The 21,231-nt window shown below is 69.7% G+C and carries 15 protein-coding genes; 13 read left to right on the top strand and 2 right to left on the bottom strand.

All coding sequences use genetic code 11. From position 1 onward, the window contains the following. Positions 1 to 79 precede the first annotated feature (79 nt). Positions 80 to 1,021 carry a peptidoglycan DD-metalloendopeptidase family protein gene (locus NM961_RS04935; protein ID WP_255912060.1) on the bottom strand — a complete coding sequence of 314 codons (942 nt, stop codon included), beginning with the start codon at positions 1,019 to 1,021 and terminating at the stop codon, positions 80 to 82. A 187-nt stretch (positions 1,022 to 1,208) separates the two neighbouring features. Here NM961_RS04935 and NM961_RS04930 point away from each other — a divergent pair, with 187 nt between their 5' ends. Together NM961_RS04930 and NM961_RS04925 are read left to right on the top strand one after the other, a co-directional pair. Beyond that, on the top strand, positions 1,209 to 2,618 hold the full coding sequence (locus NM961_RS04930) for an APC family permease (RefSeq protein WP_255912050.1): 1,410 nt from the start codon (positions 1,209 to 1,211) through the stop codon (positions 2,616 to 2,618). Between the two features lie 70 nt (positions 2,619 to 2,688). After that, the gene (locus NM961_RS04925) at positions 2,689 to 4,122 is read left to right on the top strand and encodes an amino acid permease (protein ID WP_255912048.1); all 1,434 of its coding nucleotides are present in this window, start codon (positions 2,689 to 2,691) and stop codon (positions 4,120 to 4,122) included. Between the two features lie 9 nt (positions 4,123 to 4,131). On the opposite strand, the gene NM961_RS04920 is transcribed toward NM961_RS04925, so the two are convergent. Further along, complete coding sequence (locus tag NM961_RS04920) at positions 4,132 to 4,995, bottom strand: TrmB family transcriptional regulator (RefSeq protein ID WP_255912046.1); 864 nt, start codon at positions 4,993 to 4,995, stop codon at positions 4,132 to 4,134. Between the two features lie 77 nt (positions 4,996 to 5,072). Between NM961_RS04920 and NM961_RS04915 the strand changes: the two genes are divergently transcribed. From NM961_RS04915 to NM961_RS04865, 11 genes are all read left to right on the top strand, one after another. Further along, positions 5,073 to 5,489, top strand: a complete 417-nt coding sequence (locus NM961_RS04915; RefSeq protein WP_255912044.1) for a VOC family protein — start codon at positions 5,073 to 5,075, stop codon at positions 5,487 to 5,489. An 88-nt stretch (positions 5,490 to 5,577) separates the two neighbouring features. Next, positions 5,578 to 6,783 carry a type II secretion system inner membrane protein GspF gene (gene gspF, locus NM961_RS04910; RefSeq protein ID WP_255912032.1) on the top strand — a complete coding sequence of 402 codons (1,206 nt, stop codon included), beginning with the start codon at positions 5,578 to 5,580 and terminating at the stop codon, positions 6,781 to 6,783. Between the two features lie 180 nt (positions 6,784 to 6,963). Continuing rightward, positions 6,964 to 7,641 (top strand): cell division ATP-binding protein FtsE, encoded by a 678-nt coding sequence (ftsE, locus tag NM961_RS04905; RefSeq protein WP_255912030.1) that lies wholly within the window; start codon positions 6,964 to 6,966, stop codon positions 7,639 to 7,641. Beyond that, complete coding sequence (gene ftsX, locus NM961_RS04900; protein WP_255912028.1) at positions 7,641 to 8,642, top strand: permease-like cell division protein FtsX; 1,002 nt, start codon at positions 7,641 to 7,643, stop codon at positions 8,640 to 8,642. The genes ftsE and ftsX overlap by 1 nt, the downstream gene beginning before the upstream one ends. A 69-nt stretch (positions 8,643 to 8,711) precedes the next feature. Next, positions 8,712 to 9,563, top strand: a complete 852-nt coding sequence (locus NM961_RS04895; protein WP_255912025.1) for a response regulator — start codon at positions 8,712 to 8,714, stop codon at positions 9,561 to 9,563. After that, a complete protein-coding gene (ung, locus tag NM961_RS04890; RefSeq protein ID WP_255912023.1) occupies positions 9,560 to 10,240 on the top strand; it encodes a uracil-DNA glycosylase in 681 nt (226 codons plus the stop codon). The genes NM961_RS04895 and ung overlap by 4 nt, the downstream gene beginning before the upstream one ends. A gap of 47 nt (positions 10,241 to 10,287) precedes the next feature. Continuing rightward, positions 10,288 to 14,319, top strand: a complete 4,032-nt coding sequence (locus NM961_RS04885; protein ID WP_255912021.1) for a DUF4132 domain-containing protein — start codon at positions 10,288 to 10,290, stop codon at positions 14,317 to 14,319. Between the two features lie 83 nt (positions 14,320 to 14,402). Beyond that, complete coding sequence (locus tag NM961_RS04880) at positions 14,403 to 15,509, top strand: ATP-binding protein (protein ID WP_255912019.1); 1,107 nt, start codon at positions 14,403 to 14,405, stop codon at positions 15,507 to 15,509. Then, positions 15,506 to 17,866 carry a DUF5682 family protein gene (locus NM961_RS04875; RefSeq protein ID WP_255912017.1) on the top strand — a complete coding sequence of 787 codons (2,361 nt, stop codon included), beginning with the start codon at positions 15,506 to 15,508 and terminating at the stop codon, positions 17,864 to 17,866. The genes NM961_RS04880 and NM961_RS04875 overlap by 4 nt, the downstream gene beginning before the upstream one ends. Continuing rightward, entirely contained in the window at positions 17,863 to 18,987 is a 1,125-nt protein-coding gene (locus tag NM961_RS04870; RefSeq protein ID WP_255912015.1) for a VWA domain-containing protein, read from the top strand. The genes NM961_RS04875 and NM961_RS04870 overlap by 4 nt, the downstream gene beginning before the upstream one ends. After that, positions 18,984 to 21,035 carry a YehQ family protein gene (locus NM961_RS04865; RefSeq protein WP_255912013.1) on the top strand — a complete coding sequence of 684 codons (2,052 nt, stop codon included), beginning with the start codon at positions 18,984 to 18,986 and terminating at the stop codon, positions 21,033 to 21,035. The genes NM961_RS04870 and NM961_RS04865 overlap by 4 nt, the downstream gene beginning before the upstream one ends. The last annotated feature ends 196 nt before the right edge of the window (positions 21,036 to 21,231 follow it).

The raw sequence follows: 21,231 nt of genomic DNA, 5'->3' as shown, positions 1-21,231 counted from the left end.
GCACCGGCCGGAGCCCGGCCCCGGGCCGCAGTCGACGGCCCGGCGGGCTGTGCGGGAAGCCGGGCCGCGCGGGCAGGGATCACTCGCCCGCGGCTGTCCTGTTCGCGCCGGCGCCGTCCAGCTGCAGCAGGGCATCGTCCGGACCGCGCATGCGGAACGGTACCGACACCAGTTTCATGCCGCGGTTGAGCTGTACGCAGAAATGCAGGTGCGGCCCGGTGGAATAGCCGGTATTGCCCGAGGCGCCGACCTGCTGGCCGACGTAGACGTGCTGGCCGGCCCGCACCGCCACGCTTTCCGGCGCGAGGTGGGCGTAGACAGCCATGCTGCCGTCCTTGTGCAGGATGCGCACCACATTGGCGCGGCTGGCGAATTTCTCCTTGTCCAGGCCGGCGCCGTAGTAGTCGTCCTGCACCTCCATCACCACGCCGTCGCGGGCGGCCAGCACCGGCGTGCCCTCGTCGGCGGCGGCGTCCATGGCATAGCGCGATTCCTCGCCGGTATGGCTGAAGGAACCGTTGAAGCCCTGGTGGATGCGCGCCGGAAAGCCGCCCAGCGGCCAGTGGTATTCGGCGCCGTCGTCATGCTGCGCGGTGGGGCTGCCAGGGATCGCGCGCATCGCCAGTTCGAAGCCGGCCGGCTGGGACGGATCGGCCTGGCGCAGGCTGGCGACGACTTTCTCTTCCTTGGCCTGCAAGGTCACCTGCAGCGGCAGCGCCGGTTCGGTCGCGATATTGCGCACCGCGCCCGCCGACAGCTCGATCTGCGCCGGCCCGGCGAAATTGTTGAACAGGCGCGCGCGCCGCTCGGTCGCATGGCCTTCGACGCGCAGCTCCACCATGCGGCTCTGCTCGACCTTGACGATGGTCTCCTCGACCGGCTGGTCGGTGTCGGGCTTGCGGTCGGTGAAGTGGGTGACGCCGTTGGCGTCGGTGAATTTGTATATTTTCTTCGCCTGCGGCGCCGCGGCGAAGGCCGCCAGCAGCAGGACGAGGCTCAGGCGTAGGGTGGGCGAGGGCATGGGGCGGATTGTAGGGGATCCTGCGGATTGCAGAGTGCGCCGGGTCTCGCGCAGGCGCATGGTGCGCCGGCGCTGCCGCATTCCCGCGCAGGCGTCCATACCGGAAGCGCGACCGCGGCGCGGGAATCCGCCTCGTCCGGCGCGGGGCGGGCTGGCTATGATCGACCGGTCCACCCCGAGGTAGCGCATGAGCGACGCATCCGCCAACGAATCCGCCGCGCCGGGCTTCCGTCGCTCCCTCAGCCTGCTCGACGGCACCATGCTGGTGGCCGGTTCCATGATCGGTTCGGGCATCTTCATCGTCAGCGCTGACATCGTGCGCATGACCGGCGGCGCGGGCTGGCTGGTGCTGGTCTGGCTGATCTCCGGCGTGATGACCGTGGCCGGGGCGCTGGCCTACGGCGAGCTGTCGGCGATGTATCCCAAGGCCGGCGGGCAGTACGTCTATCTGCGCGAGGCCTGGGGGCGGCTGCCGGCATTCCTCTACGGTTGGGCCTTCTTTGCGGTGATCCAGACCGGATCCATCGCCGCCGTCGGTGTGGCCTTCGCCAAGTTCGCAGCGTATCTGTTTCCCGGGCTGGGCGAGCAGCACGTATTGTTCACTGCCGGCGGTTTCCGCCTCAGTGCGGCGCAGGCGGTTTCTATCGGCGTAGTGCTGCTGCTGACCTTCATCAACAGCCGCGGTGTGAACTATGCGAAATGGATACAGACCGGTTTCACTCTGGCCAAGATCGCCGCGGTGATCTGCCTGGTCGGCTTCGGCCTGCTGCTGGGGGCGAAGTGGGAGATCTGGCAGGCCAACTGGGCGCAGGCCTGGCAGCGTCCGGCGGCGAGCGTGGATGGGCTGGCCCTGGCCCTGCTGCCGGCCATCGCGGTGTCCATGGTCGGCGCGCTGTTCTCCTCGGATTCCTGGCACAGCGCGGCCTCGGTCGCCGACGAGATGAAGAACCCGCGCCGCAACGTCGGCCTGAGCCTGTTCCTGGGCACGGCGCTGGTGTGCAGCCTGTACCTGGTCTGCAACCTCATGTACCTGGCCGTGCTGCCGCTGGCGGGCATCGCCGGTGCGGAGGCCGACCGCGTCGGCGTGGCTGCGGCCCAGGCGGCGTTCGGGCCCTGGGGTACCAGCCTGATCGCGGTGCTGATCATGGTGTCCACCTTCGGCTGCGTGAACGGCCTGGTCATGGCCGGCGCGCGCGTCTACTACAGCATGGCCGGCGACGGCCTGTTCTTCCGCCAGGCGGCCAGGCTCAATGCCCAGGCCGTGCCGGGCTGGGCGCTGTGGGCGCAGGCGCTGTGGGCCTGTGTGCTGTGCCTGTCCGGGCGCTACGGCGACCTGCTCGACTACGTGATCCTGGCTACGCTGATCTTCTACACCCTGACCATCGCCGGCCTGTTCCGCCTGCGCGTCGCGCGGCCGGATGCGGAGCGGCCGTACCGCGCCTTCGGCTATCCGCTGCTGCCGGCGCTGTACATCCTGCTGGCCACGGGCGTCGGCATCGGCCTGCTGATCTGGAAGCCGGCGTTCACCTGGCCAGGGCTGGGCATCGTGCTGCTCGGTGTGCCCATCTTCTATCTGCTGCAGCGCCGCACGGGCTAGCGCGCGACCTCCGGCACCCGCCGGCGTCTTCCACGCTCCGCTATGATCGGGCGAGTTGCCGGGAGAAACCATGAACCTGATTCAGCAGATCACGCGACACAAGAGCATCGAACAACTGCAGAGCGAAGCCGGTGCGCGCGGTGAGCTGCGCCGGGTGCTGGGCCTGTGGCAGCTCACGGCGATAGGCCTGGGCGGCATCATCGGCGTCGGCATCTTCGTGCTGGCCGGGCAGCAGGCCGCGGTGAACGCCGGCCCAGCGGTGGCGCTGGCCTTTATCATCGCCGGCATCGCCAGCGCCGCGGCGGCGCTGTGCTATGCGGAATTCGCGGGCATGATCCCGGTCACCGGCAGCGCCTACACCTACGGCTACGCGGTACTGGGCGAAGGCGTGGCCTGGCTGATCGGCTGGGACTTGTTGCTGGAATATGCGCTGATCGTCGCCGCGGTCGCGAGCGGCTGGGCCGGCTATCTGCAGAACCTGCTCGCGCATGTCGGCATCCATCTGCCGGTATGGGCGCAGGGCGCGATGGGCACCGGCGACGGGCGCGTATTCAATGTGATCGCCGCCCTGGTGGCGATGGGCGTGGCGGTGCTCCTGACCGTGCGCACCGAGACCGGCGCGCGCCTCAACACCATCGTGGTGGCGGTCAAGGTGGTCGGAGTGGCGCTGGTGATCGGCATTGGCGCGTTCTACATCAACAGCGCCAACTGGGTGCCGTTCATCCCGCCGGAAGTGGTCGATGCCAACGGCGAGCGCCATTTCGGCTTCCACGGCGTGGTCGCGGCAGCTTCGGTCGTGTTCTTCGCGGTATTCGGCTACGACACCCTGACCACCGCGGCGGAAGAATCCAGGAATCCGCAGCGCGACCTGCCGCGCGCCATCCTGCTGTCGCTGGGCGTGTCCATGGCGCTGTACCTGACCATTTCCTTCGTCATCACCGGCGTCGCCCACTACACCACGCTCAACAATGACGCGCCGGTGGCCAATGCGTTCCAGTCGCTGGGCCTGAACTGGATCAGCGCGGCGATCTCCGCCGTGGCCGTGGCCAGCATCATCAGCGTGGTGTTCGCCTTCATGCTGGCGGCGGCGCGCATCTGGTTCTCGCTGGCCCGCGACGGCCTGCTGCCGGCCTGGTTCGCCAAGGTGCATCCGCGCTACGGCACGCCGTACCGGCCCACGCTGATGCTGGGCGTGCTCACCGGCCTCGCCGCCGGCGCGCTGCCCATCGGCGACCTGGCCAAGCTGGTGAACATCGGCGTGCTGTGCGCCTTCATCGTGATCTGTTCGTCCATCGTCGTGCTGCGCTACACCCGCCCGGACGTGAAGCGCGCCTTCCGCACCCCGCTGGTGCCGCTGGTGCCCATCATCGGCGTGGTGTTCTCGATCTGGCTGCTGACCGGCCTGCCGCTGGTCACCTGGGAACGCTTCGGCCTGTGGATGCTGGCCGGCCTGGTGGTGTACTTCGCCTACGGCATACGCCACAGCGCATTGGCGAAAAAGTAAGGCCTGTGCTCAGGCCCGGCCGCTGCGGCCGGGCCAGCCGCGGATCTCGCGCAGATCCTTCATCGCCCGCTGCCACAGCTGTTCAAAGCCCTCGGCCAGCTGTGCGGCCAGGCCTGCATCATGCACCAGCAGCGAGGCGAAGCGGCCTTCGCCGACGAAGGGATGATCCAGCGCCAGGATCACCTGTTCGTCGTCGATCACGTGAAAGGGATGGCCCATCTCGCCGCTGTAGCGCACGCCGCTCAAGTTGCGCGTGGAAGCGGCGAAATCGCGCAGGAAGGCGAGCAGGCGCGGCGCGGTGCGGTCGCTGAAGCCGAAGATGACGCGGTGCTCCAGCGCCGCGTTCTCTCTTTGACGGGCAATTGTCTTCATCACATCGAAGCCTTCGCGTTCGCGCAGGCTGTGGATCGCAGCGATGTCGCCGGCTTCCAGATACGACAGCACGCGCCGGCGTGCCCCGGCCAGGCGGCTGACATGGCGCTTGACGTGGCTGTCGGCGCCCAGCGCCAGGTCCACCCGTGCCTCGCTGCTGCGCAGCCGGCGCGGCAGCTTGTCGAAGGCGGCGCGCAGGCCGGCCGAGGCCTGGGCGAACTGCTCGGCGCGTTCGCGCGCGATGGCGTTGAGGCGTTCGATCAGCGGCTCCGGCGGCAGCGCCGCATACAGCTGCGGGCGCGAGCGGCGCACCTCGATCAGGCCGAGCTGGGCCAGTTTCTCCATCGCCGCGTAGATCTTGGAGGTAGGAATGTCGCCGTCGCGGCATAGCGTGGCCGCATCGCTGACCCCGTGCACCGCCAGGGTGACCAGGGCGCGTTTCTCGTAGCTGCCGAAGCCGGCTTCGTCGAGCAGGCCGAACTCGGCCCAGGCCACGCGCATTTCTACTCCACAAAGTAGATGAATGCGGCGCAGTGTCTGCCGATACTTTCGCCACCGCAAGCCACGGAGAAAACGCAATGAACAGCACTGCCAGACCCGCCTCGGTGATTCCGCTGCGCTATGTCGCCTCGGTTGATTCCCTGCGCGATTTCTACCTGGAACAGCTGGGCTTCGATCATCTGATGGGCATGGTCGGCAAGGACGGCCAGCTCGATTTCGCCATCGTCCAGCGCGGCGGCGCCATGCTGATGCTGGCGCGGCCCCAGGACGGCGGCAGCCTGACCGCCGGCGCGCTGGAGATCTACGTCGAAGTCGAGGACGTGGACGCCTACCACGCCGAACTCAGCGGCCGCGGCGTGGCCATCGCCCAGGCGCCGGCGACGCAGTGGTGGGGCGACCGCAATTTCTCCGTCGTCGATCCGGTCGGCCACACGCTGTGGTTCTACAAGACCGTGGCCGAGCCGCAGCCGCCGGCCGGCGTGACCATGATCTGAGCCGCGGCGGCCGGGGCGCCGCCCCGGCCGCTACCCCCGCCCGGCCTTTCCGTGGACAATCCGGCCCTCCCTCCACGGATCCGATCGCGTGCCGGCATTCGCCTACCAAGCCCTGGACGCCAGCGGCAAGACCCAGCGCGGCGTGCTGCAGGGCGATACGGCGCGCGCCGTGCGTCAGACCTTGCGCGAGCGCGGCCTCAATCCGCTGGAAGTGAACGCGGTCGACGAGAAACAGCAGGCGTCGCCGCTGGGCCGGCGCGGCCTGTCGGCAACCCAGCTGGCCCTGTTCACGCGCCAGCTCGCGACCCTGCTAAACGCCGGCCTGCCCATCGACGAAGCCCTGGCCGCGCTGGGCGAGCAGGGCGAGGACGAACGCGCGCGCAGCCTGGTCATCGCGCTGCGTTCCCGCGTGATGGAAGGCGCCGGCCTGGCGACGGCCTTTGCCGACTACCCGGAAAGCTTTCCCGAGATCTACCGCGCCTCGGTCGCCGCCGGCGAGCAATCCGGCCGCCTGGGCACGGTGCTGGAGCGCCTGGCCGAGTACGCCGAATCGCGCGACGCGCTGCGCCAGCAGATGCTGACGGCGCTGGCCTATCCCATTCTTCTCACCCTGGTCGCGATTGCCGTGGTGACCGGGCTGCTGGTCTACGTGGTGCCGCAGATCGTCGGCGTGTTCGCCAGCATGAAGCAGCAGCTGCCGCTGCCGACCACGGTGCTGATCGGCCTGTCGGAACTGGTCAAGCGCTGGGGCCTGCTGGTGTTCGCCGGCCTGGCCGTGTTCGTGTTCGCCACGCGCTTTGCGCTCCGGCGCGAGAAGCTGCGCATGGCCTGGCACCGTCTGCTGCTGCGCCTGCCCCTGATCGGCAAGCTCACCCGCGCCTCCAACACCGCGCGCGCCGCGCGCACCCTGGCCCTGCTCAGCGCCAGTGCGGTGCCGCTGCTGGATGCGCTGGCCATCTCCGCCCAGGTCGTGCCCAACCTGCCCATGCGCGAGGCGCTGCGCCGCGCCGCGCACAAGGTGCGCGAAGGCGGTGCCTTCTCGCGCGCGCTGGCCGACAGCGGTTATTTTCCGCCGGTGGCGGTGCGCCTGATCGCCAGCGGCGAACGCTCCGGCCAGCTCGAACGCATGCTGGACGAGGCGGCCGGGCACCAGGCCAAGGAACTGGACCGCTGGCTGGCGGTGCTGACCGCGGTGCTGGGTCCGGCGGTAATCCTGCTGGTCGGCGCGATGGTGCTGTTCATCGTGCTGGCCATACTGTTGCCGATCTTCAATCTGAACCAGATGGTCAAATAGCCGCGCGGCTGGGTTTCACAGGGGAAACTGACATGCGCCAGGGTGACCGCTCGCGCGGAATCGGTACTGTTGACCTTGGTCGAATCCGGCCGCGGCGGCGAACGCATTAGCATTCGGCGTCACCCCGTTGCCGCCGGCACCGCCGGCTTCCGCCACCGTCACCGAGTTCCGCGCCGCCGAATGATCCGATTCGACCAGGTCACCAAGCGCTATCCCTCCGGCCACGAGGCCCTGCACGAACTCTCGTTCGAGCTGGCCGCGGGCGAGATGGCCTTCGTGACCGGCCATTCCGGGGCCGGCAAGAGCACCCTGCTCAAGCTCATCGCCCTGATCGAACGGCCCAACCGCGGCCATGTCACGGTCAACGGGCAGAACCTGCACGGGCTGGGCCGGCGCCGCATCCCGGAACTGCGCCGCGGCCTGGGCATGGTGTTCCAGGATCACCGCCTGCTGATGGACCGCAGCGTCTACGACAACGTCGCCCTGCCGCTGATCATCGCGGGGCTGGCGCGCGAGGAAATCGCCAAGCGCGTGCGCGCCGCATTGGACAAGGTCGGCCTGCTCGAACGCGAGCGCTCCGCGCCGATCACCCTGTCCACCGGCGAGCAGCAGCGCGTGGGCATAGCCCGCGCCATCGTGGCCAAGCCGGCGGTGCTGATCGCCGACGAGCCCACCGGCAACCTCGATCCGCAGCTCTCCGGCGAAATCATGCAACTGTTCGCCGATTTCCAGCAGGTCGGCACTACCGTGCTCATCGCCAGCCACGACCTGCCTTTGGTCAAGCGCATGGGCAAGCGCGTGCTGGTGCTGGATCACGGCCGCCTGCTCGACGACTGGCGACCGGGAGGCAGCGCCTGATGTTTGCGAAGAAGCCTTCCGGCAACCGTCTCAAGGCGCCCGCGCCGCCGCCGCGCGCGGCCGAGCGCGCCGGGCCGCGCACGCGGCTGGGCTTCAAGAGCTGGCGCGACCAGCACCTGTACAGCCTGTTCTCCAGCCTGGGCCGGCTGCTGGCCAAACCCTGGGCGACCGCGCTGACCGCCTTGGTCATGGGCCTGGCCCTGGCCCTGCCGCTGCTGTTCCTGATCCTGCTGGACAACGCCCGCGGCCTCAGCGGCGGCTGGCAGGATGCACGCGAGATCACCGTCTTCCTCAAGCCTTCGGTCGATGCCGCCGGCAGCGCCGCGCTGGCCCAGCGCCTGCAGGCCCGCGCCGACGTGGCCGCGGTCAAGCAGACCACGCCCGAGCAGGGCCTGGAGGAATTCCGCGCCATGTCCGGCTTCGCCGACGCGCTGGATGTGCTGCAGTTCAACCCGCTGCCGCATGTGCTGATCGTGACCCCGCGCGAAAGCCGCGGCAGCGACGAGCCCGCCGTGCTGGCCGAGCTGCGCCGCGACGCCGGTGTCGACCTGGTGCAGTACGACGCGGCCTGGCGCCGCCGCCTGGGCGCCATCCTCGGCCTGTCCCAGCGCAGCGTGCTGGTGCTGGCGGGCCTGCTGGCCCTGGCCACCCTGCTGGTGGTGGGCAATACGGTGCGACTGGATATCCAGTCCCGCGCCGAGGAAATCGCCGTGATGCAGCTGATCGGTGCCAGCCCCGGCTTTGTGCGCCGGCCGTTCCTGTACACCGGCATCTGGTACGGCCTGTTCAGCGGCGCCTTCGCTCTGGTCGTGGTGCTGGGGGTGCAATGGGCCCTGGCCGCGCCGGTCAACCAGCTGCTGGAAAGCTATGATCACCGTTTCGTCCTGCACGGGCTGTCGCCGCTGGCGGCCGCGTCCGTGCCCTTGCTCAGTGCCGTTTTGGGCTGGCTTGGCGCTATGCTTGCCACTGCCCGCCACCTGGCAGAAGCTCATCCTGAATGAGCCGCAGGTGATCCGGGTGCCGTACCAGAATCTTTGCGTACTACGCGGAAGTTCCTCGGGGGGAACCTAATGGAAGCCCATCTCACCCGTCATATCGCCAGCGACGAGCCCAGGGTGATGGTCGTGGACGGCTCCAAGGTCGTGCGCCGCCTGATCGAGCAGGTGCTCAAGTCCGATCTGCCGGGCGTGACCGTGCTGGCCTGCGAAAGCGGCGCCGAAGCCAAGAAACAGCTCGAATCCGGCGTGGTCGATTTCGTCACCACCGCGCTGCGCCTGCCGGACATGGACGGGCTGGAACTGGCCCAGCACATCCGCGAACACTCGCCCCAGGCCTATATCCCCATCGTGGTGGTTTCCGGCGACGTGCAGGAGCGCCTGGTGGCGCGCACCATGTCCGACGCGGTCACCGATTATTTCGACAAGTCGCTGGGCTTCAACGCGCTGGCGGCCTTCATCCGCGGCTATGTGCGGCCCGAATCCAATGTCACCGGCGAAGTGCTCTACGTCGAGGACAGCCGCGTGGTCGCCCTGGCGACCCGGCGCATGATGGAAAAGCACGGCCTGACCGTGCTGCACGTGGTCAGCGTGGAAGACGCCCTGGCCCTGCTGGAAACCGCCAAGGCCCAGGGCAAGGTGCCCGGCGCCGACATCGTCCTCACCGACGTGAACCTCAAGGGCGAACTCACGGGCGGCGACCTGCTCGAACGCATCCGCAACGACTACGGCTACGGCAAGGCCCAGCTGCCGGTGCTGGTGATGACCGGCGACGACAATCCCAAGAACCAGGCGGTACTGATCCGCCAGGGCGCGAACGATCTGGTGGAGAAACCCATCGAGGAACGCCTGCTCATCACCAAGCTGCTGTTCCAGCTGCGGGTGGGCCAGCATTCGCGCGCCACGCTGCAGACGGAAACTGCATGAGCGAAACGCGGGTAAAGCTGGAACCTTCCTGGAAGGAGCGCGTCGGTGCCTATCTGGACCGGCCCGACATGCAGGCCCTGTCGGAATTCCTGCGCAGCGAACTGCGCAGCGGCAAGATCATCTATCCGCCGCCGAAGCAGATCTTCGCCGCGCTGGAAGCCACACCGTTCGATCAGGTGAAAGTGGTGATCCTGGGCCAGGACCCCTACCACGGCCCGGGCCAGGCCCACGGCCTGTGTTTCTCGGTGCAGCCGGGCATCGCCGTGCCGCCGTCGCTGCGCAACATGTACGTGGAACTGCAGCGCGACCTCGGCTTCTCGCCGCCGCGCCACGGCTGCCTAACGCGCTGGGCCGAACAGGGCGTGCTGCTGCTCAATGCGGTGCTGACGGTGGAACAGGGCCTGGCCAACTCGCACCAGGGCAAGGGCTGGGAAGGCTTCACCGATTCCATCATCGACACCCTCAACCGCGAGCGCGAGGGCCTGGTGTTCATGCTGTGGGGCTCCTACGCCCAGGCCAAGGGCAAGCTGATCGACGGCCGCCGCCACTGCGTGCTCAAGGCGCCGCATCCCTCGCCGCTGTCGGCCCACCGCGGCTTCATCGGCTGCGGCCATTTCTCCGCCGCGAACGAATACCTGATGCGCCACGGAAAGAGTCCGGTGGACTGGACGCTGTAACCGGCTGCGATTAGCGTTGGCCGTTCCGCACGTCTGCAGGGAAGGCCATGCGCCGTTTCGAGTTTTCCGAAGGCACCTCGAACAAATTCTGGGAAGTGGAGCAGGCCGGCGCCGATGTGAATTTGCGCTGGGGACGCATAGGCACCCAAGGCCAGAGCCAGACCAAGAATTTCGCCGACGAGGCCAAGGCCGCCGCGGCCGTGCTCAAGCTGGTCGCGGAGAAGACCGGCAAGGGCTATGTGGAGCGGGGCGATGGCGTTGCGTCTGGTGCAGCGCCGGCCGCGGCTGCGGCATCCGCGCCGGCGGCAGCGAAGACGGTGAAGAAAGCGGCGGCCGGAAGCGGTGCGGCGGCGGTTGCCGCGGCCTCGGATGTTGTGGATTCCGCTGCTGGCGAAAAGAAGGAAGATTTTTCAGCGTCCGGCGCATCCGCTGCGCCGGTGGCGGCGCCGTACGAAGCTGCGGCAGCCATAGTGTCCACGGCACCGGCGCGGCAGCCCGCCACGCCTGCCGCCATCGCGGCGGAAGAACTGGACCTCGACGCCCTGCCACAGCTGCCCGGCGTACCGCCCTGGCTGGCCGCGGGCGAGCCGCTGGATTACAACGCGGCCTGGCGCTATCTCGAAGGCAATGCCACGGCGCTGCCGACGCGGCGCTTTCCCGCACCCATCGAGCCGCGCGATCCGCGCGTGGCCTGGCTGAGCCTGCGCGAGACGCTGCTGCAGAATGCCGAGCTGGATCTGCCGGCGACCGATCCGGCCCTGCACGCATTGCTGCAGGAAACCTGGACCCGCGTGCAGCAGCGCAGCCTGCGCGGCAGCGAGGAATCCGACGCGCTGCTGCTGGCCTGGGCCGCGAGCGTGGTACGCGGCGAGACCCATTCCGGCAGCCTGGCCGAATTCCTGATCGCCGAACGCGGCCTGGTGCAGGCTTTCGACCTGCTGCTGCTGGCGCAGACTTTCGAGGTAGGTTCGGACACACGCTGGCAGGGCAATACGCTGCAACGCAAGTACAGCGCCGGCTATCAGGTGAGTGCGGCGCTGGGCGCGCACTGGCAGTCGCCGCTGAGTCACGAGGAACGGCTGTTCCGCGCCCATCTGGCTGCGGCCGACGCCGATGTGTGGCAACAGTGTGCGCAGCGCCTGCGCGAGCGCATCGCCGCGCTGCATCCGGCGCGCCAGGCGGTCATGGCCGTGGTGCTGGACGATGCGCAGCTCGCCGACGAAACCGCAATGCGCCTGACCGCTGCGGCCGGTGCGACCCTGCCTGGCGTGGCGCAGTGGCTGCGCGTAAGCCTGCGCGATCCGGCGGCACTGGCGGCGCTGCAGGGCGCACGCACGGAACACCACTATTTCTTCCACGACAAAGGCGCACTGGCGACCCTGCTGCGCGAGCGCCGCCTGGACATGCTGCCGATACTGCTCGGCGATCCGGCCAGCGAGAATTGCGCGGAACTCCTGCGCCATATCGGCCTGCCCGAGGCAGTGGCCGCGCTGGCGCGCATCGCGGGCACGAGCAAGAGCCATCTGCTGCGCCTGAACCAGGCCGCGCAGCGCTGGCCGCTGGCGGCGCTCGCGGCACTGGCGGGCGGGCTGGGCGCCGGCCCGCGCGAGGCGGGCGCGCAGGCGCCGCTGCTGACCCAGCTCATCGCCAACAACGAAGCTGCGCTCGCGTCGCTGCAGCCTTGGCTCAGTCCCGCGGCCCATGCGCTGATCGAACGTCTGCACGCACAGCTGGCCGGCCCGGCCGACGTCGCCGACGCGACCGAACTGCCGCGCGTGCTGGCCGATCCGCCCTGGCACAAGCCGCGCAAGACCATCGCCAGCGTGGGCGGGCTCGCCCCGCTGGTGCTGCCGCTGCAGGAGCATTGGCCGGCCGCCGAACGCGAACGCGCGGCGCAACTGTCCGAATGGCAGCGCAATCGCTACAAGGGCAACAACGCGCTGTTGCAGGCGATCAAGGACCTGGGCTTTGAATCGGACTGGACCAGCCTGGACAGGGTCCGCGACGAGGAACTGCGCAAACAGGCGCTGGCGGCGGTCAAGGCCGTTGACGCCGCCGCGCTGGTTGCGCTGTGGCGGCAGATCAAGCCGCTGCGCAAGCATTACTACGTCAGCATCGACGGCGCGGCGCTGTCCCAGCTGCCGGACGACGTCGGCGTCGCCTTCTGGAACGAACTGGTCGGCGAAGCCAGTTCCGAAAGCGACGTGGAATTCGTCGCCGCGCGCTACGGCCCGCGCGCCTGGCCCGGCGTGCTGCGCGCGATACGGCGCAATCCCGGCGCGTTTACCGGGCTGGCCCTGCGCTATGCGGATACCGAACTCGCCGTCGTTGCAGCCCGCGCGCTGACCAGGCTCAAGACCTTGCGCGGCTTCGGCCGCGACTGGCTGCTGCGCTATCCGCAGCATGCTGCGGCGGCATTGATCGCGCCGGCCCTGGGCAAGCCCGGCGAAGCGCGCGACTGCGCCGGCTCGGCGCTGCGCCTGCTGGCGGCGAACGGGCACGAGGCGCTGCTGCTGGAGATGGCCGCGCGCTACGGCCGCGACGACGTGGTCGCCGGCCTGGGCAGCGTGCTGCAGGAAGATGCGCTGGACCGCTTTCCCAGTAAACGCGCTCCGGCACCGGCATTCTGGGCGCCGCGCAGCTGGCGCCGGCCGCTGCTGCGCGGCAGCGGCAAGGCCCTGTCCGACGGAGCGCTGCAGCACCTGGGCGACATGCTGGCATTCCCCAGCCACGAGGAACTGTATGCCGGCATAGGCCAGGTGGCCGAAGCCTGCACGCGCGAATCGCTGGCGGATTTCGCCTGGGACCTGTTCAACGCCTGGCTCGGCGCCGGCTCGCCGTCCAAGGAAGGCTGGGCGCTGAATGCGCTGGGCTGGTTCGGCAACGACGATACGGCGCGCCGGCTCACGCCGCTGATCCGCGCCTGGCCCGGCGAAGCAGCGCACGCGCGCGCCGTGGCCGGCCTGGACGTGCTGGCCGCGATCGGCAGCGACGTGGCGCTGATGCTGCTCAACGGCATCGCGCAGAAAGTGAAATTCAAGGGATTGCAGGACAAGGCACGGGAAAAGATCGACGCCATCGCGCAGGCGCGCGGGCTCAGCGCCGAGGAACTGGAAGACCGCCTGGCGCCGGACCTGGGCCTGGACGAAAGCGGCATCCTGATCCTGGATTTCGGCCCGCGCCAGTTCCGCGTCGGCTTCGACGAGGCGCTGAAGCCGTACGTCAGCGATGCCGACGGCGCGCGTCTGGCCGATCTGCCCAAGCCCAGGAAGACCGACGATGCCGCACTGTCGGCCGCGGCGGTGGAACGGTTCAAGGCGCTGAAGAAAGATGCGCGCACTATCGCCCAGCAGCAGGTGCAGCGCCTGGAAGTCGCCATGTGCACGCGCCGGCGCTGGAGCGAGGACGTGTTCCGCCAGTTCCTCGCCGGCCATCCGCTGCTGCGCCATCTGGTGCAGCGCCTGGTCTGGGGCGTGTACGAAATGGATAGCGCCGAGGACAGCCACGGCGGCCGCCTGCTGCATTGTTTCCGCGTGGCCGAGGATGGCAGCTTCAGCGATGCCGAAGACAATCCGCTGCAACTGGGCCTGGACGAAACCCGGCGCATTGGCTTGCCGCATGCGCTGGAACTGCCGGCCGACCAGGCCGCCGCCTTCGGCCAGCTGTTCGCCGACTACGAACTGCTGCAGCCCTTCGCCCAGCTCGGCCGCGACAGCCACGCGCTCACACCGGAGGAACTGGGCCAGCGCAAGCTGGAGCGCTGGCTGGACCGGGTCGTGCCCACCGGCCGCGTGCTCGGCCTGGTCAACAAGGGCTGGCGCCGCGGCCAGGCCCAGGACGGCGGCTGCATCTGGTATTTCACCAAGCCGCTCAAGGGCGACCGCGTGATCGAGCTGCAACTGGATCCCGGCATCATCGTCGGCCTGGTCGGCGAATACGCCGAGCAGAAACTGCGCCAGATCCAGGTCGGCAAGCCTTCGGCCTGGGGCGACATGCAGGATCCGCTGCCGCTGAGCGAACTCGACGCCATCGCCGCCAGCGAGCTGGTGCGCGATATGGAATACCTGACCAATGGCTGAGGCGCTGCCGTCGTACCGCATACCGCTGGCAAAACCGCGCCGCACCGGCTGCGGCCGTCAACGTTGATGTAGAGATGAGGATCATGGCCAAGAACAACGACACCGCGGTTTCCCTGCAGCGCCCGCCGGCGGAAATCCTCTATGCCGAACAGCTGCAGCGCTTGGCCGCAGCGGACCGCGACCCGCGCCCGCCCGGCTGGGCGCTGAGCCTGAAGGCCGCGCGCGCCTTCGTGCTGGGCGACGACAAGCTCGGCGTCACGCGCAAGATCGTCGCGCCGGTCGCGGCGGTGGAACGCATGCTGGTGACGCTGGCCACCGGACGCGGGCTGATGCTGGTCGGCGAGCCGGGCACGGCCAAGTCGCTGCTGTCGGAACTGCTGGCGACGGCGGTCTCGGGCGTTTCCACGCTGACCATCCAGGGCGGCGCCTCGATCACCGAGGACCAGATCAAGTATTCCTGGAACTACGCCCTGCTCATCAACGAAGGCCCCAGCCCGCGCGCGCTGGTGCCGGCGCCGCTGTACCAGGGCATGCGCGACGGCCGCGTGGTGCGCTTCGAGGAAATCACGCGCGCGCCGCTGGAAGTGCAGGACTGTCTGCTCGGCATGCTGTCGGACCGCGTGATGGCCGTGCCCGAGCTGTCCGGCGAGCACGCCATGCTGTATGCGCGCGAAGGCTTCAACATCATCGCCACGGCCAATACGCGCGACCGCGGCGTGAACGAGATGTCGGCCGCGCTCAAGCGCCGCTTCGATTTCGAGACGGTCTTCCCCATCCTCGACTACGAGCGCGAGCTGGCCCTGGTGCAGCAGGCTTCTGCCGAACTGCTCGCACGCAGCGGCATTCCGCACAGCGTGCCGGGCAGCGTGCTGGAACTGCTGGTGACCACGTTCCGCGATCTGCGCGCAAGCCAGGACGGCGCGCGCCGCGAAGGCGGCATGGACCGGCTCAATGCGGTGATGTCCACCGCCGAGGCGGTGAACGTCGCTCACGCGGTAGGTGTACGCGCCTGGTTCCTGGAGCAGCGCGAAGGCGAGCCGGCGGACCTGGTCGACTGCATCGCCGGCACCGTGGTCAAGGACGACGCGGACGACCGCGCCAAGCTGCGCCGCTATTTCGAGCAGAAGGTGGCGAAGAAGAGCGGCAATCACTGGCGCGCGTATTTCGAGGCGCGCCACCGCCTGCCATGAGCAACGCCGCACCGCACATCATCGGCGTGCGCCATCACTCGCCGGCCTGCGCGCGCCTGGTCGCGGCGCAGCTGCGCGCGCTGCGGCCGCGCTACGTGCTGATCGAAGGGCCGGCGGATTTCAATGCGCGCCTGGATGAGCTGTTCCTGGGGCATGAATTGCCGCTGGCGATCTACAGCTATCTTTCCGGCACCGGCGTGCAGCGCGGTTCGTGGTCGCCGTTCGCCGAGCATTCGCCGGAATGGCAGGCGCTGGTGCTGGGGCGCGACAGCGGCGCCTGCGTGCGCTTCATCGACCTGCCGGCCTGGCACGACGCCTTCGCCGAACTGCCCAACCGCTACGCCGACGCGCCCGAAGCCGCGTATGCGCTGCGCGCCGACGCCTACGAGCAGGCCCTGGCAGACAGCCTGGGCATCGAGGGCCGCGACGCGCTGTGGGATCACCTGTTCGAGCAGGAAACCGATACCGACGCGCTGGCGACACAACTGGACCTGTATTTCGGGCACCTGCGCGGCGACGATCCGGGTTCCTGCGGCAACGCCGCGCGCGAAACGCACATGGCCGCCTGGATCGCCTGGGCCATGGCGCGCGGCGACGGCGCGGTGCTGGTGGTCTGCGGCGGCTATCACGCGCCGGCGCTGGCGCGGCTGTGGCGCGGGCTGCCGGCCGCGGCGCAGGAGCCGGCCACGCCGCAGCCGCCGGTGGACGCCGCGCTGCGCCACGGTTCCTTTCTCGTGCCCTACAGCTTCAAGCGGCTGGATGCGTTCCAGGGCTATGCCTCGGGCATGTCCTCGCCGCTGTACTACCAATGGCTGTGGGAGCACGGCGCGCAGGCCGCGGGGCTGCGGCTGATGCAGGACACGGCCCAGCGCCTGCGCCAGCGCAGGCTGGTCGCCTCGACCGCGGACCTGATCGCGCTGCATACCCACGCCCAGGGCCTGGCGCAATTGCGCGGCCACGCCGTGCCGCTGCGCGCGGACTGGCTGGACGCGGCCGCGGCGACCTTGCTGAAAGAAGCCCAGGACGTGCCGCTGCCGTGGACCTACCGCGGCCGCATCCGCGCCGGCACCGCGCCGCTGCTGGTGGAAATGATGGACGTGCTGGCCGGCGACGTGCGCGGCCGGCTTGCACCGGCCACGCCGCAGCCGCCGCTGCTGGCGGCGCTGGCGCAGGAGCTGGAAGCGGCCGGGCTGGTATTGCGCGGCGAGCTGCGGCTGGACCTGCTCACGCCGGCCGGACGCGGGAAGAGTCACATTCTGCACCGATTGCTTTTGCTGCAGATTCCCGGCATCCGCCGCGTGCAGGGGCCGCAGCTGGCCCTGTCCGGCGAGCGCGAGGAACTGTGGCAGCTGGACCAGCCGCTGGAACAGCAGGCCGCGCTGATCGAAGCCGGCGCCTATGGCGCGACTCTGGCCGAAGCGGCCCAGGCGGCGCTGGAGGAACGGCTGCGCGGCGCGCGCGGCGATGTCGCCGCACTGGCGCAGGGCCTGAACGCGGCGGCCCTGGCCGGGCTGTCCGGTGCCAGCGGCGCGCTGCTGCAGGATCTGCGCGAAGCCGTCGCGGCGAGCGCACAGTTCGAACCGCTGGGCGAGGCGCTGGGCCTGCTGTATCCGCTGTTCCGCCACGGCCAGGCCCTGGCCATGGCGGCTTCGCCGCTGCTGCGCAGCGTGATCGAGAGTGCGTTCGACCGCGCCCTGTGGCTGCTGGAGCCGCCCGCGGCGATCGCACCGGCGCAGGGTTTTGCGCACTTGCGCGCGCAGATTGCGCTGCGCGATCTGGTGCGCGGCCAGGCCGCGCACGATGCGCTGCCGCTGAGCGTGGAAAGCCCGCGGGCGCTGGCCGTGTTCGCGCGCAAGGTGCATAGCCCGGATTCCGCGCCCCTGAGCCGCGGCGCGGCGCTGGGCGCGCTGCTCAGCCTGCCCCAGGCCGAAGAACAGTCCGGCCTGGCCGCCTTCGATCTGACCGCGGCGGTGGCGCTGCTGCGCGCGCTGGCGCCGGAGCAGCTTGGCGATGCCTTGTCCGGTCTGCTTGCGCTGGCGCGGGAACAATTGAGCCAGCGCGAGGATTTCATCGCCGAGGTGGATCGCCTCATCGCCGCGCTGGACGACGCCGATTTCCTGCAGGCGCTGCCGGCCCTGCGCGGCGCCTTTGCCTGGCTGCCGGCGCGCGAGCGCGGCGGTGTCGCCAGTCTGGTGCTGCGCCTGCATTCGGCGACGCAATTGCCGCAGTCGGCGCTTACCGCGGCTTTGCCGGCCGAGCGCGATGCGCAGCAGCTGGCGCGGGCCATGCAGCGCGAAAAGGCCATCTGGGCGCGGCTGCACGCCTGGGGCGTGGCGGCGCCGGAGCTTCCCGCATGAGTTTGAAAATACCCGCGCCTTTGCAACGCTGGCGCCTGCTGCTGGGCGAGGCCGCGCAGCAGTCCCTGGGCGGCCTGGACGGCGAGATCGCCAGCGCCGACGCCGCCCTGGAATGGTTGTACGGCCGCGATCCCGAGCGCGCCCGCCGCGGCGAGCGCAGCGGCGGCGACGGCGCCTCGCAGCTGACCACGCCGGAATGGATCAACGACGTCCACCGCCTGTTTCCGCAGGAAGTCATAGAACGCCTGGAGCAGGACGCGGTCGAGCGCTACGGCATCACCGAGGTGGTGACCAATCTCGACGTGCTGGAACGCCTGGAACCGTCGGAAAGCCTGCTGCGTGCGGTGCTGCAGACCAAGCACCTGATGAACCCGGCGGTATTGGCGGCGGCGCGGCGCATCGTCGCCGAAGTGGTGCGGCGGATCATGGAGAAACTTGCGGCCGAGGTGCGCCAGGCCTTCGCCGGGCCGCGCGACCGGCGCCGGCGCTCGCGCGTGAAAGCGGCCAGCAATTTCGATTTCGCGCGCACGGTGCGCGCCAGCCTGGCGCGCTGGGATCCGCAGCGGCGCAGGCTTTATATCCAGGATCCCGTGTTCGCCAGCCGCTCGCGCCGGCATGTGCAGCGCTGGGAGCTGATCCTGCTGGTGGACCAGAGCGGCTCCATGGTCGATTCGGTGATCCATTCGGCGGTGATGGCTGCCTGCCTGTGGAACCTGCCCGGTATGTCGACACGGCTGGTCGCGTTCGATACCGAAGTGGTGGACCTGACGCGCGATGTATCCGATCCAGTGGAATTGTTGATGAAGGTACAACTGGGCGGCGGCACCGACATCGCCAAGGCCGTGGCCTATGCGCAAGGCTGCATAGCCAATCCGGCGCGCAGCATCGTCGTGCTGGTCAGCGATTTTTTTGAAGGACGCGATGCCGCCGAACTGGTGCGGCGGGTGCAGGCGCTGGTGCAGTCCGGTACCCAGGTGCTGGGACTGGCTGCGCTGGATTCGGCGGCCACGCCCGCGTTCGATCGCGAGACCGCGGCGCGGCTGGTCAAGGTCGGCGCCCAGGTCGGCGCGATGACGCCGGGCGAGCTGGCGGCGTGGCTGGCCGGGAAGATCCGCGCATGAGCACGCGGCGGGCCGATCTGGCCGAACTCGGCGTGGAGGCGCTGACCGCGCTGGCCAATCCCGGCTTCGTGAAGCGGGCGCAGAAGGACATCGCCGAGGGCCGTCTGCCGCAGATCGAGGTCGATGCGCAGGCCACGGTGCATGCGCAGTACGAGGACGGGCAGCGCGCCAGTCTCGCGGTCGGCAAATCGCTGCGCGAGGCATTGTGTACCTGTCCCGCGGCGGGGCTGTGCCGGCATCGGGTGACCCTGGTGCTGGCCTATCAGCACTGGCTCGCGGCCTCGGCGCCGGCGGCGGAAACCGCGCCGGCCGCAGCAGAAACCGCCTGGAGCCCGGGCGAATTCGACGATGCGGCCCTGGCTGCCGCCCTCGCCCCGGCGATGCTGGAACAGGCGGCGCGCCAGGCCGCGGCCGCGCCGGTGGTGCGCCTGGCGGCGTGGCGGCCGGAAGCGCCGGCGCCGGTGGCGCATCTGCCGCTGTGCAGCGTGCGTTTTTTTTCGCGGCGCAATCTGTCGCATGCGCGCTGCGACTGCCGCCTCGGCGGGAATTGTGAACATGTGGCCCTTGCGGTATGGGCCTTCCGCCAGGCCGGCGGGCTGGCCGATGCAGTGATCGAGCTGGCGCCGCGCAATGCGCGCACGGCGGCGCTGGGGCTGGATGCGCAGGAGCTGGCGCTGGTCGAGGACGTCTACGCCTTCCTCGCGCGGCTCTGGCTGGACGGTAGCAGCCAGGACTGGAGCGGGCTGGAGGCGGCGCACGCGGCCTTGCTGCAGCGCCTGGCCGCGCAGGGCTGGAGCTGGCCGGCGGGATGCCTGGCCGAGCTGCGCGAACTGATACAGGACCAGGCCGACCGCTCCAGCCGCTTTGATCCGCTGCGCCTGTTGCAGGTGCTGGCGGAAACCGCGGCGCGGCTGGCCGCGGCCACGCAGGCGGCAGCGCAGGCCCAGCCGGTGCTGCCGGCGAGCCAGATCCTCGGCGTGGGTGTGCGCGGCGAAGTGGCGCTGGATCATCTCAAGCTGGTCTCGCTGGGCCTGCAATGCTGGAGCGATGCGCGCAGCGACGGCGCGCGCATCCTGTTCGCCGATCCGGACACCCTGGCCGTCACCGTGCTGGAACGCAGCTGGCCGCGGGTAGACGGGCAGGCGCCCACGCCGCTGCTGGGCCGGCGGGTGGCCGGGCAGAATCTGCGCCAGCTGGCCGCGGCGCAGGTCGTCACGCGCGGTGCGCGGCGGCGCGCCAACGGTCTGGTGGACATTTCCGCGCTGGCGCGCCAGACCAGCGTGCTGCCGTTGTCGGCGCAGTCCTGGGAAGGACTGGCGGCGCCGCTGCGCCAGCCCGGCGGCGCGGCGCTGGCACGGCACCTGCGCACGGCCCAGCCGGATTTCGTGCGGCCGCGCCAGGCCATTGCTCATGTGCACGTGCTGCCAGTGGCGGCGGTGCTGGACTGGGGCTGGGACGCGGCCGAGCAGACCCTGTACGCGCGCCTGCTCTGCGCCGACGACGCGGAACAGGCCGAGCCCGGCGATGAGGTGCAGCTGGCCCTGCCGTACCAGACGGCCGCGCCGTCCGCAGTCGATGCCCTGGCAGCGCTGCTGGCCGACGGCGACGATCCGCCGCGGCGCATCGCGGCCACGGCCAGCCTGGTCCAGGGCGAAGTCCGGTTGATGCCGCTGAGCCTGCTGACGGCGCAGCGCGCCGTCGTGCTGCAGGCCAGTCCGGCCGCTGCGCAGACCTTGCCCGGCCAGCCGCCGGCACCGCCGCGTGGCGCGCTGCAGGCGTTGCTGGAGAAGGTGCGCGAAGAACTGGTGCTGTGGGCGCGCCAGGGGCTGCGCCAGCAGCCGGCCTCGGCGCTGCGGCGGCTGCGCGGCCTGGCCGACGAACTTGCCGTGCTCGGCCTTGAAAACACCGCGCGCCAGCTGCATACCGTGCTGCAGCACTGGCGCGAGGCGGCGTCCAAGCAGCTGCCGCGCCAACTGACGACACTGGTGCTGCTGTTGCAGGGCTTGCTGGAAGAGGGCGACGAGGCTGAACCGCTGCCATCGCAATGACCGGCTTATGCCGGTCGGCGAGGGGGAAAGTCCAGCTGAATCAGGCTTCTAGAAGGTTCCGCCGATTATGGCGCCAAAGCGTAATAACGTTTTCACAGCGCCCTAACCCTTTTCCTGTACTTGCTGGTACACTAATCGCCGTTCGCTGGGCGACGTCCCGAACAGGGAACTCCCGGCGCACTTAGCACTCTGTGTA

The organism is Tahibacter harae, assembly GCF_024437735.1.
GTDB lineage: Bacteria > Pseudomonadota > Gammaproteobacteria > Xanthomonadales > Rhodanobacteraceae > Tahibacter > Tahibacter harae.
This window is presented reverse-complemented; position numbering and strand designations above follow the sequence as displayed.